This is a genomic window from Natronobacterium gregoryi SP2 (assembly GCF_000230715.2).
In the GTDB taxonomy this organism is placed as follows: domain Archaea; phylum Halobacteriota; class Halobacteria; order Halobacteriales; family Natrialbaceae; genus Natronobacterium; species Natronobacterium gregoryi.
The window spans coordinates 2,958,689-2,971,827 of record NC_019792.1 but is presented as its reverse complement, the minus strand read 5'-3'; the positions used below and the strand labels follow the sequence as shown (position 1 = coordinate 2,971,827).

Sequence of the window (13,139 nt, the reverse complement as noted above, 5' to 3'; positions counted from 1 at the left end):
TTATGCGTTCTCGATCGTTTCGAGTAGGGATGGTGCGACCGCTCGTTCGACGACGCCGTAGCCGACGTAGAGACCGATCGCTTCGACGAGGACGATGGCGACGAGCAGCGTGGCCTGTACCGGTGAAGAAAGCGCGACGTCGATCATTCGCCGCTCACCCAGATTGTAATCGTTTGTGTCCGAATCATGGTTTTCTACTCAATATCCACTAACCGGGGAGAGTGTATAATGCTTTTGGGACTTGCACACAATATTACTGTGGGATATGGCACGACTATCCCACGAGAATATTCCCATACGTTTCACGGATATAGTCACCGAGACGATCCCTCACCTAACGGCTGGTGCGCACCGTGGCGATGCGCTTTCTGAGCTGGGCGCGACGAGTGTTTTCGCCGCCGCTGCAATCGACGATATCGATCGCTCGAGTGTAACCAGACAGCGGTTCGTCCAGAGACGTATTGATTAGGGGAAGCAATATTATACCGTCGCCGACTAGCATCAGTATGAAAGCGGTCTGTGCAACTGACCTCTCGGCTGCCAGTGAGGCGACGATCGAGAACGAAACCTGCCTCGAGTGTCTCGGACGGATCGGCGTCGACGAGATGCATCTGGTGACGGTTATTCCGTCGAACGTGCACGCTGGACTGCCGGGTCTGGACTTCGAGGGGCGACGGCGCCGAGCGCTCGAGCGGTACCAGCGGGTTATCGGAGACGCTGGCTTCGATGTAGAGGCCCACATCGTCCGCGGGACGCCCCATCGTCGCATCGTCGGGATCGCCGAGACGCTCGGTGCGGACCTGACGCTGGTCGGTTCACGTGGAAAGAGCCCACTCGAGAACCGCGTTATCGGATCGACAGCACGAAACCTCGCGCGGACGACGGTGACGCCACTGCTCGTGAATCGGATCGAGCGCGCGGCTGACGATCCCGATGTCGTCCGCGAACAGCTCTTCCGGCGGCTGCTGTACGCGACGGACTTCTCTGCAAACGCCGAGCGCGCGTTCGAGGCGTTCTCGTATCTGCGTCATGCGACCCAGGAGGCGACGCTCGTCCACGTCGAAACGCCGAAAGACCCCGGGCCGGCCGAAGACGAACCCGAGGAACGGCTGTCGGAGCTGGCTGGCCGCCTCGAGGGGTGGGGGATCGAAACGCAGATCGACGTTCGACGGGGCGATCCCGCCGACGAGATCCTCGCTGCCGAGGCCGAGTTCGAGCCGACGACGACGCTGATCGGCTCCCGGGGCCACAGCCGTCTGCGCCGGCTGTTGCTCGGAAGCGTCTCAGAAGAGATCGTGGCTCGAGCGACCGGGAACGTGATGCTCGTCCCGCCGGATCGGACGGCCTGACGAGCGCGGTCGGCGCAGCCGATCCATGGCATTTTCAGAATAGTGGGTACTGGACAAGACTTATCAGTGAGTATCTGCTGTCGGTCGCTCAGTGGTCCCGACATCGCAGTCACAAGAGTGACCGACACGGACAAGTCCCGGTTGTGCCGGAAATGACTTACAGTAAACCGTATCAGTCGGAGCGGCCAACCCGCGGCGCGAGGCAGGCGCGTTACTCGTCTTGGCCGACGCTGATGACTTGCAACAGCGAGTAGACCGGCACGCCGTCGATTTCGTCGAGTCCCTGCTTGTCGGCGAGGACGACGCAAGCGAGTGGCTCGCCACCCTCGGAACGGATCGCCTCGACCGTCTCGCGCATGGTAGTGCCGCTAGTGATCGTGTCGTCGACGATGTAACACTCGCGGTCGCGGATAGCGGCGAAGTTTCGACTGAAGGTTCCGCCTAGATCCTCGAGATCCCCTTCCTCCCACTGGTGTTTCGCGGGCGTGTAGGTTCCGAGATCGGTCTCGAGTTCCCGCGCGATGAGCATCGCGATGGGGCCGCCGGCTTTCTCGATGCCGATCGTTAGGTCGACGTCTTCGCCGTGTTTGGCGAGTAGATCCGCCATCGCCGACGCGACAAATTGCATCCGTTTGCTGTCCCGACCGATCGCCGACCAGTCGACGTGGATGTCCTGCGGGCCGGTTTCCCCATCGATCGTCTGGCTCGGCTGGCTGGTCGGCTGTGGCGTCGCATCGCTGCGTTCGACGAGCCAGCTTGCAGTCTCTCGAGAGACGTTCAGTTCGTCCGCAATTTCGCCTTTCGAGAGTCCACGGTCCGCGAGTTCGGCAGCACTCTCGATGAGGTCGTCGACGTTTTTCATACGCTCTGGGTTCGGGTTCCGTTTTTAAATTCGTGTCGTCGTCAGCAAAGGCCGGGCATGCCGGGGCAATGCAGCCGGTATCGGAAACGGTTTTCCGTCGCCGCTGACTGTTGCTACCATGGAACGGTACGATCTCGTCTACCGACTCTACGACGAGCACGACACCGAGACGGTACGTGAGTACCAGGAGTTCGTCGACGTCTTTCCGGCCGTCGACTCCCGGGTGGCCCTAGAACACTGGCAGGACGCAACGGAGGAACTCAAGGCGCGAAAAGACGAGATTCGGTCGGCGTTTGCGGCCGGCGAAACCTTCGCTGCGGTGGCCTCGCGGGCCGACCGCGATCAGGCTTTTACTGCACTTGATCTCGAGGCCAAGTACGGTCGTTCGGTGAACGTCCTCGTGTTGGACGTCGACGAGACGCTCCGGTCTGCAGGTGGAACGGACAACGAGATCCCACGGGAGACGCTGCACGTCTTGACGGAGTTTCACGAGGCCGGAGTCCCGATCATCATCTGTACGGGCCAGACCTTAGAGAACGTCAAGGGGTTTGCGATTCAGGGGCTGGGAAGCGAAATCGTCCACTCGGGAGACCTCTCGATCGTCTACGAGGCCGGGACCGGAGTTTTCACGCCCGGCCACGGTGCGGAGACGAAACAACTTCTCTACGAGGACCTCGACGAGGAGATACGGACGATCTTCGACGCTGTACGCTCTCGCGTGCTTCGGGAAGCGCCCGAAAAACTCCGACGGGGCTGTCACCTGCAGGGCAACGAATTCAACGTCACTCTCAAACCAAACTACGAAACCGGTTCCGCACAGGCCCGTGCCGTCATCGACGACGGCCTGGTCTACCTGCTCGACTTGCTCGCCGACGCCGTCAGGGCGGCGATCGGCGCTGACGACGTCCTCGAAGGCGAACCGGTCGCCGACTGGACCCGCGCGTTCTATGCCGCCCAGGACCCCGAAATCAGGGCCGTTCTCGAGGGTGAAGGCGTCTATCCAGACCTCGAGGCCGACGAGACGCCTGTGACACTCGCCGGCGTCCTCGAGCGGGTCGACGTCGCCTACTACGAGGCCGACGCGGCCGAGATCGGCAGCCTCGAGTTGAACAAGGTCGTCGGCGTCGAGCGCGCACTTTCGGTTCTGGGGATCGACGACCCGTTCGCGCTGGTGATGGGCGATTCGAAGAGCGACCTGCGCGTGATGGAGTGGATCGAGGAGAACGACGCGGGACTCGCAGCGGCACCGGAACACGCCTCGCAGGAGACGCTCCAGCACGTCCTCGAGACCGACGACCTCGTCTTCGACCGCGGCAAGAGCGTCGACGTCCTCCGGACGGTGTACGCGCTGAACCGGCTGGTTCGACTGAACTAACGTAACGGCTGGCACATCAAGGCCTGCCTATCAAGCGCGTTCGAACTGACCGTTCTATCACCGCGAGGCTGACCACGAGCGTCACATTGGTTCTCGACGTCGCGTTCGCGGCTTCGGTCTCGCTCGGAGTCGTTCCGAATCGGTGATAGTATGAGCGGAGTCACGTTCCACAGCCACCACGACGGCATCGGGCACAAATCGGAAGCGACCGACGGTCGTTTCACACTCGGTGACGGGGTGGTCGTGCGATGACGACGGTCGCCGAACTCACGCTCCCGACCGACGAGTTCGCACTCGCAGCAACGTTCCGGCGACTTCCAGGGCTAGAGGTCCGCGTCGAGAGCGTCGTCGCCGAGGGACCGGCGCGGACGACGCCGCTCGTCTGGTTCTCGAACGTCGCCCCGAACGACCTCGAGGCGACGTTAGAGACGGACCCGACGGTCGAACAGTACCGGCAGTTGCTCGAGAACACCGATCGGACGGAGCGACTCTACCGACTTCGCTACGGCGAGTCGGTCGATTCCGTCTGTCGAGCCGTCTACGCCAACGGTGGGACAGTACTTGGCGCGTGGGTGGTCGACGACCGGTGGACGCTTCGCCTGCTCTTCCCGCTTCGCGAGGAACTGTCCGAGGCCGTCTCCGAGATCGAAGGGGAAGACGTCCGAGTCGACGTCAGGCGAATGGTCGAGGCTGGCGGCGAAGACGGCCTCGAGACGACGGCCGCGCTCACCGAACCCCAGCAGGAAGCGATCGCCGAGGCCTACCGCCGGGGCTACTACGACGTGCCACGCGCAATCTCGCTCGAAGAACTGGCGAACGAGCTCGATATCTCTCATCAGGCACTGTCAGAACGGCTCCGACGCGCCAACCGCGTCCTCGCGAGCGAGCAACTCGAGGGGGCGGCCGGCGAGGTGGCGACAGACTGAGACGGCTCCCTATACGTCGTTGCTGGTGCAACCGCGCTCCGAAGCGGTTGGACCGGAGGACCGGGACAGTAATCCGTCCGAGAGCGATCGAAGTTTCTATTCTCTCGCCGTCCGTATCGGACGGCATGAACGAGTACGAGGCCGTCGTCTACGACCTCGACGGAACGCTGGTCGATCTGGATGTCGATTGGCCCGTCGTCACCGACGACGTGCTCGAGGTGTACGAGCGTGCGGGTGTCGAGCCACCGAGTCGGAGCCTGTGGGACCTGCTCGGCTACGCCGACGAGGCCGGCCTCCAGGCGGCAGTCGAGTCGACGATCGCCGACCACGAACGTACGGGGGCCGAGACCGCGCCCCGACTGGCCCACGCCGACGAGTTGCTCGAGCGGACGGTCCCGGTCGGGGTCTGCTCGCTCAACTGCGAGGCGGCCTGCCGGATCGCCCTCGAGGAACACGGGCTGGCCGACCCGGTCGATGTCGTCGTCGGTCGGGACACAGTCGAGACCAGAAAACCAGATCCGGAGCCGTTGCTCGAGACGGTGTGGGCGCTCGGGGTCGACCCCGGAGCAGCGGTCTTCATCGGTGATTCGGACCGCGACGAGTTGACGGCGCGGCGAGCGGGGACGGCCTTCGAGTACGTGTAGTCACTCGTCGGGCTGTTTGCGTTTCGCGTACGCGAACACTGCGATTCCGGTTGCTAGCCAGACGGCGGCACCGACGCGGACCGCAAACTCGGCTCGCTCGACCCAGGTGGTGAGTTCGACGGGGATCGACAGGAGAGCGACGATCGGTGCGCCGACGAGGATCGTCAGCACGAACGTGACTTGCATCACCCATCCGTAGTCGACGCCCTCGGGGTCGGCCGTTTCGACGGGCTCTGGCACGCCTGACAATCCCGACCGGGTCGTCTTAAGCGCCGCGGGTTTCGCGTTCGGCTCGAGAACAGTGATGTTTAATTGTCGGAGACTAACGACGAACTATGCCTACCGTCCGGGATCTGAAAGCGAAGACGGGGGAGGAACCGATCACGATGCTGACGGCATACGACGCGCCGACGGCGGGAATCGTCGACGACGCTGACGTCGACGTCATCCTCGTCGGTGACAGTGTCGGTAACACGTCGCTTGGCTACGAGACGACGCTCCCGGTCACCGTCGACGATGTGGCTCGTCACGTCGGTGCCGTCTCTCGAGCGACCGAGGACGCACTGGTCGTCGCCGACATGCCTTTCCTCTCTTTTGGCGTCGACGAGACAGACAGCCTCGAGAACGCCGGCCGGATGCTGAAAGAAGAAGGTGCCGAAGCAGTCAAACTCGAGAGCGGGCCTCACACTGTCGAACTTACCGAAAAGATGGTCCAGCTCGGCATTCCCGTGATGGCTCACCTCGGGTTGACGCCCCAGCACGTCAACCAGTACGGTGGCTACCCGCGCCAGGGGACCGACCAGGACGCCGCCGAACGCATTCTCGAACTCGCGCGGGCCCACGAGGAGGCCGGCGCGTTCTCGCTCGTCTTGGAACACGTTCCGTCGAACGTCGCGGCCGAGGTAACTGACGCGATCGACGTTCCGACGATCGGGATCGGTGCCGGCCCCGACTGTGACGGACAGGTGCTCGTGGTCGACGACGCAGTGGGTCTGAGCGAGTGGTCGCCGTCGTTTTCCAAGCAGTTCGGCTCGGTGCGCGAGGAGATGGAAAACGCCGTCGAAGAGTACGTCTCGGCCGTCGAGTCGGGACGTTTTCCGGCTGAAGAGCACAGCCACGAAGAGACAGACCTCGAGGAGTTCTACTAGTACTCCGCCAAGCGTCAACTGATGCGTGAACCCAGACGACTGCATTCGGTTTCACTCATCTGTTCAGGCTTGCCAAAGCACTAGAGGAACGACCGCACGGCCTCGTTGAACGGCTCCGGTCGCTCGAGCATCGCTCGCTGAGCGGCGTCCTCGATCTCGACGAGGTCGGTATCTGGAATCTCGTCGGCCAGATATTCGTGGAACCACGGCGGCGTCAGCCGATCGTACTCGCCGTAGACGACCAGGACGGGAACGTCGATCTCGGACAGACGTTCCCGAACGTCGAACCCGTGACAGCTGTGGAAGTCCCGGCTGGTTACCTCCTGGCCGGCGTCGTACATCGCTTCTTTCGACAGCGCCACGACGTCGCGGTCGGTATCGTGGAAGAACCGGTCCTGGGCGTGGAGAAACTCGACCGCGCGGTCGAAGTTGTTCTCGAGCCACGCGAGCAGGTCCTCGAGGACGCCCAGCCGTGCGCCGGTCCCCGTCAAGACGACTGCGTCGGGGCGAAACGACCGCTCGAGGAGGAGGTGAAGGACGACTGCACCGCCCATCGAACCCCCGACCAGCACCCGAGAGTCGGTCGCTTCGGCGACGGCGAGGACGTCGTCGACGTACGCGGAGAACGTCGCGTAGCCGGGACTGGCGTCGATGTCGTCGGAGTCGCCGTGGCCGCTGAGATCGAGTGTGACCAGCGGTCGGTCGGTTGCGAGTGCGTGCTGTTTCTGCCAGAGATCGCGGTTGCCACCGGTTCCGTGGACGAGACAGATCGTCGAACCGTCACCCCCGTCGACGGTTTCGTAGGCCGTCTCCCGGCCGTGGTGTGAGACCCGCTCCATACTCGTACAACGACAGGAACAGGTATAAAGACTCGACTGCGTGGCGCGGTCTTCATACTGTCGGACAGAAGCCAATACGAAGTCGGTCGCGGATTCGCGGCCGTCTCCCCCGGTGACGGCCCCAACAGAGCGACCGATCGTCACGTCGTTTTCTCCGACAGTATCAGACGGAATGCTGTCCCGATGTCCCGGCGCGACCCCAGGAGTTCGCGGTCACGCCGGAACTGACGGACAGCAAATCGTATCAGTTGTCGGTGTCGACCGTCACGGCCTCGTCGGCCGCGTTCCGAAGGGCGTCGGATCGACCGTACGATCCCGGCGCGATTGCGACCGTCTCGAGACCAGTAGTGCCGGCGTACTCGAGGACGGGCTTGAAGTCGGTGTCCCGGGAGGCGATCGCGAGTCGGTCGATAGTCTCCTCGCAAGCGAGAGCGGTCGCGTCGACGGCGAGTTTGACGTCGACGTCGCCGCTCGTGACGACCACCTCGAAACCGCGGGCCTCGGCAGCCTGGATCAGCCCCGGTGTCGCGTGCTCGTCGAGGTAGAGTCGGATGACGCCGACACGTCCGAGGTCGCCTGCGACCTCGCGAAGGTCGTCCAGGTCGACGTCGAACTCGTCTCTGAGGACGTTCGGCCCGTCGACGAACAGCCCTACTGCCGGTTCAGTGTGCCGGTCGGGCGCGAGATGGGCCCGGACGCGGTCGAACATGCAAGCCGATAGCCAAGGGCCAGTCATAGGTGTAGCGGAACGCGCTCGCGCATCCGTCTTCGCCGCCCGCTATCGAAAACGATCGGTCGGTTTACGCGAACGAGTTTGTCACTTCAACCGTGGCCTGTACGTGTTTCTCTTTTATATTCGAATTATACCACAAACAACAGGTAAAACAGTATATTTCACGGATAAATTATTCAAAGTTGGGAAAGATTTTAATAAATTCAGTCGGACGTGGCTGTAACTACATGCCATCAGACGGCACCCCCACACCCGACCGACGATCCGTGCTCAAAGCCGCCGGCGCGCTCGGTGCGTTCTTCGGCTCGAGTGGTGTCACGGCTGCCGACTCCGACGGGTCGGGGTCGCAAGCGACCGAACTGCTCATCGGCGTCTCGCCGGATGTCCCCGACGTCGAACGAACGGTCCAGTCGTCACTGCCGGGCGACGGTCGCGTCGTCCACAGCAACGAGACGATCCACTACGCCACGGTAGAACTGCCCTCGAGCGTCCCCGAAGAGGCGACAGAACGGATCACCGACGCTCTCGACTCGATCGACCAGATCGAGTACGTCGAGGAGAACGCGACGCTCGAGGCACTGGCCACGCCCAACGATCCCTACTACAGTTCCCAGCACGCTCCCCAGCAGGTCAACTGCGGGGACGCCTGGGCGGAGACGCTCGGCGACCAGGACGTGACCATCTCGATCGTCGATACCGGGACCGCCTACGACCACGAGAACCTCGCGGAGAACGTCGACGACCGCATCGGCGACGTGTTCGTCGGTCGCGGCAGCGATCCCTCCCCCGTCAGCAGCAGCGAGGACCACGGCACGATCGTCTCGGGAATCGCCGTCGGCGGGACGGGCAACGGGACGGGCCACGCCGGCGTCTCGAACTGTTCGATGCTGAGTGCTCGCGCGCTCGACGAGAGCGGCCGCGGGTCGCTTGCCGACATCGCCGACGCGATCCAGTGGTCGGCCGATCAGGGTGTCGATATCATCAACCTCTCGCTGGGTAGCTCGAGTCACTGGCAGACGCTTCGAAACGCCTGCCAGTACGCCTACGATCAGGGTTGTCTGCTCGTCGCGGCGGCGGGTAACGCCGGCGGAAGCGTCGTCTACCCGGCGGTCTACGACTCCGTGATCGCAGTGGCGGCGCTCGACTCGCACGATCGGCTGGCCTCGTTCTCCAACCGCGGTTCCGAGATCGAACTGGCAGCGCCGGGAACGCAAGTCATCTCGTCGACGCTCGGTGATCGCTATACCCGTGCCTCCGGGACGTCGATGGCGGCACCGGTCGTGGCCGGCGTCGCCGGGCTGGTGCTGTCGGCGTACCCGGGACTGGGCAACGAATCACTACGAGAGCATCTCCGACAGACCGCGACCGACGTCGGCCTCTCTTCGCGCACCCAGGGCTATGGCCGCGTCGACGCCGATGCCGCCGTGAACACGGTTCCGGACGGCTACGAACCGGAGGAACCGGACGAACCCGACAACGACGAGACTGGCGACGACCACCTCCTCGCGTTCGTCACCGACTCCGACGCCAGCCTCGCGAGCTACGAGTTCACGGCCGACGGCCCCCTCGAGTTCGCGGACGCACCGTACGAGAGCCCCTCCGGTGGCAGCATCGAGGGCGGTACCTTCAGCGCCGAGGATTTCGCCGAAGAGAACGACGACGGCACGTGGACCGGGGGCGGGACCACGGGCGGCGGTCACGGTGACGCCTTCCGAGTCGACGGTGCGGTCACCGCTATCGAACTCGACGAACCCGACGTCACGTGGGTCGAACTCGACGGCGAGGAGATGAGTCCGGCCGAGATCATCGACGAAACCGGCGGCGAGGACGACGATCGGAACGACGAGGACGAAGACCAGGACGACGAAGACGACTCCAGCGAGTGTGGCGACGAGACCGTCACCGCACGGGCCGACGGCTCCCTCTCCGGCGGCTGGTGGGGCGGTACCGACAGCTACACCTACTCGCTACGGACGGCCGATCCGTGCTCGGCGACGATCACCCTCGAGGGGCCAGCAGACGCCGCCTTCGATCTCTACCTGACTCTCGACGGGAGTTCGCCGTCCCGCTGGTCTTACGACGAGTCGAGCACCGGGTCCGGGAGCGACGAGGAGATTACCGTCGACCTCTCCGGTGACGAACAGTTGCGCTTCCAGATCCACGCAAACGACGGCTCCGGCGAGTACGTGGCCACCCTCGAGGAGCGCGGCCGGTAGCCCCGCCTCGCGGTCGACCCCACGCTCGTCGTCTCGCGACCGGCATGCCGACCCGGCCGACGGAAAGACATTACTACCCCCGGAATGTCGTCTCAGGTATGCCGCTTCAGACGCCGCCGTTACGTGGGATCCACGACGAACGTGGAGCGAAGTTTACGGAGTTTGGCGGCTGGGACATGCCAGTCGAGTTCGACTCGATTCAGACCGAACACGAGGCCGTCCGGGAAGACGTCGGCATCTTCGACGTCTCCCACATGGGCCAGATTCACGTCACTGGGCCGGACGCGACGACGCTGATGCAACGGCTCACCACCAACGACGTGAGCAGCCTCGAGGTCGGCGACTCCCAGTACGCTGCGATCACCGACGAAGATGGTATCGTCATCGACGACACCGTCATTTACCGGCTTCCCGACGAAACTGGGGACGCAACCTATCTCTTCATCCCGAACGCCGGTACCGACGAGGAGACACACGAACGCTGGATCGACTACCGCAACGACCTCGACCTCGAGGCGACCGTCGACAACCGGACCGACGAGTACGCGATGTTCGCGGTCCAGGGACCGAACGCAGCCGCTCTCGTCGACGACGTGACCGCGGAGTCGGTCACCGACATCGGACGATTCAACGCCCAGTACGCGACGATCGACGGAGTCGACTGCTGGACGGCACGGACGGGGTATACGGGCGAGGACGGGTTCGAACTGATCGTTCCCTGGGAGGAAGCCGAACGCATCTGGTCGGCTCTCGACTGCCAGCCCTGCGGCCTCGGCTCCCGTGATACGCTCCGACTCGAGGCCGGCCTCTTGCTTTCGGGCCAGGACTTCGATCCCGAAGACAATCCTCGGACGCCCTACGAGGCCGGAATCGGATTCACGGTCGATCTCGAGACTGAGTTCGTCGGCCGCGACGCCCTCGCGGCGGTCGAGGAAGAGGGCGTCGAAGAGGAACTGATCGGGTTCCAGTTGATCGATCGTGGCGTTCCACGACACGGCTACGACGTGACGAACACCGACGACCGCGTAATCGGGACGGTCACCAGCGGCACGATGAGTCCGACGCTCGAACGGGCGATCGGCTTCGCCTACGTGCCAGTCGAGTACGCCGATCCCGGGACGACCCTGCAAGTCGTCGTCCGTGGTCGGTCGAAAAAGGCAAGAGTTGAAACCACACCGTTCATCGACACAGCATAATGAGCTTCGACATTCCCGCGGACCGACGGTACATGGAATCGCACGAGTGGGCAGCAGAGACCGACGGCATCGTCCGCGTCGGCATCTCCGACTTCGCACAGGACGAACTCGGTGACGTCGTCTTCGTCGAACTCCCCGACGAGGGCGACGAGCTAAGCCAGGACGACGAGTTCGGTGTCATCGAATCGATCAAGGCAGTTTCGGATCTCTATGCACCCGTCAGCGGCGAGGTCACCGCAGTCAACGAAGACGTGTTCGACGCGCCCGAACTCGTCAACGAAGACCCGTTCGGCGACGGCTGGATGCTCGAGATCGACGCCGACGATACGGACGAACTCGAGGAGCTACTGACGGCCGAGGAGTACGAAACACAGGTCGTCTGATCGGTCGGCGATCACCGATATTCTATGGACGCCACAGCACCACCGCTACAGCCGGCTGTACTCGTCACGGGGTTCGACGCCGTCGCCCTCGTGTTGCTTCTCCACGTCTGGCTCGTCGTCGTCGGACTGGCAGTCTGGAACGACGACGCCCGAACGGGAATGGCCTGGGTCGACCGGCGCATCCACCTGAGTACCCGACTGTACGCCACGTTGCTGTTCCTCGCAGTGCTCGCCGTGTGGGTCCCGTTCGCCGTCGGCCAGTACCCGATCGGACCGGCCAACCCGTTCGGGCGCAACCGAACCGTCGTCGTGGCTTTCGGCGTCGCCGGCTTACTGGTCGGTGCCGGGTTCTACTTCCTCGGTGGTGTCGTGACGAACCTCCGGTCGTACGTCACGTTCCGGCGCAGTACACCGACCGACGCGAGAGATGTCACGTCCGGTCCGGTGCAGGTATCGGGAACCGTCGTCCCGCTCGAGGAACCACTCGAGGCACCCGTAACCGGCGACGACGCGGTCTGTTACCGGCTCTCGGCGACGCAAGTGATCGACGAGACCGACGGCCGACTCCAGGAACGCGAGGACGACCAGTTCGGGTCGACTCCGGCAAGAGCCCCGACGCTCGGCTCGGCGCTAGTCGACCAGACGTCTCTCCTCAAGGAACGACGGACGTCCTTTGCCGTTCGCGACGAGACCGGACAGGTCGATATCGATCCGGACAGAGCCCAGCTCCGACTCGAGCGGACGGCGTCGGAACCCGTTCCTGACGACTCCCGGCCGTCCGATCCTCTTGCGACACATCTCCTCGAGTCGACCGATCTCGATCCAACCGACGGGAATCGAATCTACTACGAGGAGTCACTCCGAACAGACACGGAAGTGACGGTCGTCGGCGTCGCAAGCGGGTCAGATACCGGTAGCGAACCGACGATCACGGCCGGCGACACCGTCGCCGAATTCGTCGTCGCCCCCGGCTGTGGAGAGACGACCGCACGCCACTTCCGGCGGGCGATCGTCGGCTGTTCGGGTGCGGCCATCGCCTCGAGTTCGGTCGGCCTCTCGATTCTGGCGTTGCTGGCCGGCCACGGTTGGTGGATTCCACTACCCGGCCTGTGACGGACCGCGGAGACGAGCCCCGCGGCTGCACCGTTTTGACCGCACGGAAAAAACTGGCCGTATCGTCGCACGCGAATGTGCTCTCTCCCGACCGTCCGGAGATGGATCGGATGGAATTGAGGCCCGAACGCCCGGTCCCGTGGGGGTCAGGTGCTCCACCCCGGCGACGACACCCGCCTCATCCGCCGCCGCAGGATTTCGATTGGTGTCGCTTTCCTCGCAACTACCGGCAGTTGCTCCGCATTCCGGTCTGTACCCCACGTCGCAACTGTCTTCCCCGATACGATAGTATCCGTCAGATCGTTGCCGCGATTCACGAACACAATAGACAAATATGCAGGGTCGAACCAGTGCG

Annotated in this window: 14 protein-coding genes; 9 read left to right on the top strand and 5 right to left on the bottom strand. The window is 63.7% G+C overall.

What is annotated here, in order from left to right:
- Nucleotides 1-147: a DUF7512 family protein gene (locus NATGR_RS19985; RefSeq protein WP_005580811.1), complete on the bottom strand. Its 147-nt coding sequence runs from the start codon at nt 145-147 to the stop codon at nt 1-3.
- A gap of 359 nt (nt 148-506) precedes the next feature.
- Between NATGR_RS19985 and NATGR_RS14720 the strand changes: the two genes are divergently transcribed.
- Nucleotides 507-1,349 (top strand): universal stress protein, encoded by an 843-nt coding sequence (locus NATGR_RS14720; RefSeq protein WP_005580810.1) that lies wholly within the window; start codon nt 507-509, stop codon nt 1,347-1,349.
- A 211-nt stretch (nt 1,350-1,560) separates the two neighbouring features.
- Here the strand turns inward: NATGR_RS14720 and gfcR are convergent, their stop codons facing one another.
- Nucleotides 1,561-2,211, bottom strand: coding sequence for a transcriptional regulator GfcR (gfcR, locus tag NATGR_RS14715; RefSeq protein ID WP_005580809.1), 651 nt, complete (start codon nt 2,209-2,211; stop codon nt 1,561-1,563).
- Between the two features lie 118 nt (nt 2,212-2,329).
- Here gfcR and NATGR_RS14710 point away from each other — a divergent pair, with 118 nt between their 5' ends.
- From NATGR_RS14710 to NATGR_RS14700, 3 genes are all read left to right on the top strand, one after another.
- Nucleotides 2,330-3,586: an HAD family hydrolase gene (locus NATGR_RS14710; protein ID WP_005580806.1), complete on the top strand. Its 1,257-nt coding sequence runs from the start codon at nt 2,330-2,332 to the stop codon at nt 3,584-3,586.
- A 248-nt stretch (nt 3,587-3,834) separates the two neighbouring features.
- Nucleotides 3,835-4,512 (top strand): helix-turn-helix domain-containing protein, encoded by a 678-nt coding sequence (locus NATGR_RS14705; protein WP_005580804.1) that lies wholly within the window; start codon nt 3,835-3,837, stop codon nt 4,510-4,512.
- 125 nt (nt 4,513-4,637) lie between these two features.
- On the top strand, nt 4,638-5,156 hold the full coding sequence (locus tag NATGR_RS14700; protein ID WP_005580802.1) for an HAD family hydrolase: 519 nt from the start codon (nt 4,638-4,640) through the stop codon (nt 5,154-5,156).
- Here the strand turns inward: NATGR_RS14700 and NATGR_RS14695 are convergent, their stop codons facing one another.
- Nucleotides 5,157-5,396: a DUF5822 domain-containing protein gene (locus tag NATGR_RS14695; protein WP_005580801.1), complete on the bottom strand. Its 240-nt coding sequence runs from the start codon at nt 5,394-5,396 to the stop codon at nt 5,157-5,159.
- Nucleotides 5,397-5,491: 95 nt separating this feature from the next.
- Here NATGR_RS14695 and panB point away from each other — a divergent pair, with 95 nt between their 5' ends.
- Nucleotides 5,492-6,304 carry a 3-methyl-2-oxobutanoate hydroxymethyltransferase gene (panB, locus tag NATGR_RS14690; RefSeq protein WP_005580800.1) on the top strand — a complete coding sequence of 271 codons (813 nt, stop codon included), beginning with the start codon at nt 5,492-5,494 and terminating at the stop codon, nt 6,302-6,304.
- A gap of 80 nt (nt 6,305-6,384) precedes the next feature.
- Here the strand turns inward: panB and NATGR_RS14685 are convergent, their stop codons facing one another.
- Nucleotides 6,385-7,143: an alpha/beta fold hydrolase gene (locus NATGR_RS14685; protein WP_005580799.1), complete on the bottom strand. Its 759-nt coding sequence runs from the start codon at nt 7,141-7,143 to the stop codon at nt 6,385-6,387.
- A gap of 244 nt (nt 7,144-7,387) precedes the next feature.
- Nucleotides 7,388-7,852 carry an NYN domain-containing protein gene (locus NATGR_RS14680; protein ID WP_005580798.1) on the bottom strand — a complete coding sequence of 155 codons (465 nt, stop codon included), beginning with the start codon at nt 7,850-7,852 and terminating at the stop codon, nt 7,388-7,390.
- A 251-nt stretch (nt 7,853-8,103) separates the two neighbouring features.
- On the opposite strand from NATGR_RS14680, the gene NATGR_RS14675 reads away from it, so the two are divergent.
- From NATGR_RS14675 to NATGR_RS14660, 4 genes are all read left to right on the top strand, one after another.
- On the top strand, nt 8,104-10,092 hold the full coding sequence (locus NATGR_RS14675) for a S8 family serine peptidase (protein ID WP_015233753.1): 1,989 nt from the start codon (nt 8,104-8,106) through the stop codon (nt 10,090-10,092).
- Between the two features lie 98 nt (nt 10,093-10,190).
- On the top strand, nt 10,191-11,288 hold the full coding sequence (gene gcvT, locus NATGR_RS14670) for a glycine cleavage system aminomethyltransferase GcvT (protein ID WP_005580796.1): 1,098 nt from the start codon (nt 10,191-10,193) through the stop codon (nt 11,286-11,288).
- Nucleotides 11,288-11,671, top strand: a complete 384-nt coding sequence (gcvH, locus tag NATGR_RS14665; protein ID WP_005580795.1) for a glycine cleavage system protein GcvH — start codon at nt 11,288-11,290, stop codon at nt 11,669-11,671. The genes gcvT and gcvH overlap by 1 nt, the downstream gene beginning before the upstream one ends.
- Before the next feature lie 24 nt (nt 11,672-11,695).
- Nucleotides 11,696-12,784: a GIDE domain-containing protein gene (locus tag NATGR_RS14660; protein ID WP_005580792.1), complete on the top strand. Its 1,089-nt coding sequence runs from the start codon at nt 11,696-11,698 to the stop codon at nt 12,782-12,784.
- Nucleotides 12,785-13,139 lie beyond the last annotated feature (355 nt).

Excerpts from the sequence above, each read along its gene's own strand:
- gcvH (WP_005580795.1), top strand. The coding sequence starts at position 11,288 with ATGAGCTTCGACATTCCCGCGGACCGACGGTACATGGAATCGCACGAG.
- gfcR (WP_005580809.1), bottom strand. The coding sequence starts at position 2,211 with ATGAAAAACGTCGACGACCTCATCGAGAGTGCTGCCGAACTCGCGGAC.
- NATGR_RS14680 (WP_005580798.1), bottom strand. The coding sequence starts at position 7,852 with ATGTTCGACCGCGTCCGGGCCCATCTCGCGCCCGACCGGCACACTGAA.
- NATGR_RS14710 (WP_005580806.1), top strand. The coding sequence starts at position 2,330 with ATGGAACGGTACGATCTCGTCTACCGACTCTACGACGAGCACGACACC.
- NATGR_RS14660 (WP_005580792.1), top strand. The coding sequence starts at position 11,696 with ATGGACGCCACAGCACCACCGCTACAGCCGGCTGTACTCGTCACGGGG.
- NATGR_RS14675 (WP_015233753.1), top strand. The coding sequence starts at position 8,104 with ATGCCATCAGACGGCACCCCCACACCCGACCGACGATCCGTGCTCAAA.
- NATGR_RS14720 (WP_005580810.1), top strand. The coding sequence starts at position 507 with ATGAAAGCGGTCTGTGCAACTGACCTCTCGGCTGCCAGTGAGGCGACG.
- gcvT (WP_005580796.1), top strand. The coding sequence starts at position 10,191 with ATGCCGCTTCAGACGCCGCCGTTACGTGGGATCCACGACGAACGTGGA.
- NATGR_RS14705 (WP_005580804.1), top strand. The coding sequence starts at position 3,835 with ATGACGACGGTCGCCGAACTCACGCTCCCGACCGACGAGTTCGCACTC.
- NATGR_RS14685 (WP_005580799.1), bottom strand. The coding sequence starts at position 7,143 with ATGGAGCGGGTCTCACACCACGGCCGGGAGACGGCCTACGAAACCGTC.
- NATGR_RS14700 (WP_005580802.1), top strand. The coding sequence starts at position 4,638 with ATGAACGAGTACGAGGCCGTCGTCTACGACCTCGACGGAACGCTGGTC.
- NATGR_RS19985 (WP_005580811.1), bottom strand. The coding sequence starts at position 147 with ATGATCGACGTCGCGCTTTCTTCACCGGTACAGGCCACGCTGCTCGTC.
- panB (WP_005580800.1), top strand. The coding sequence starts at position 5,492 with ATGCCTACCGTCCGGGATCTGAAAGCGAAGACGGGGGAGGAACCGATC.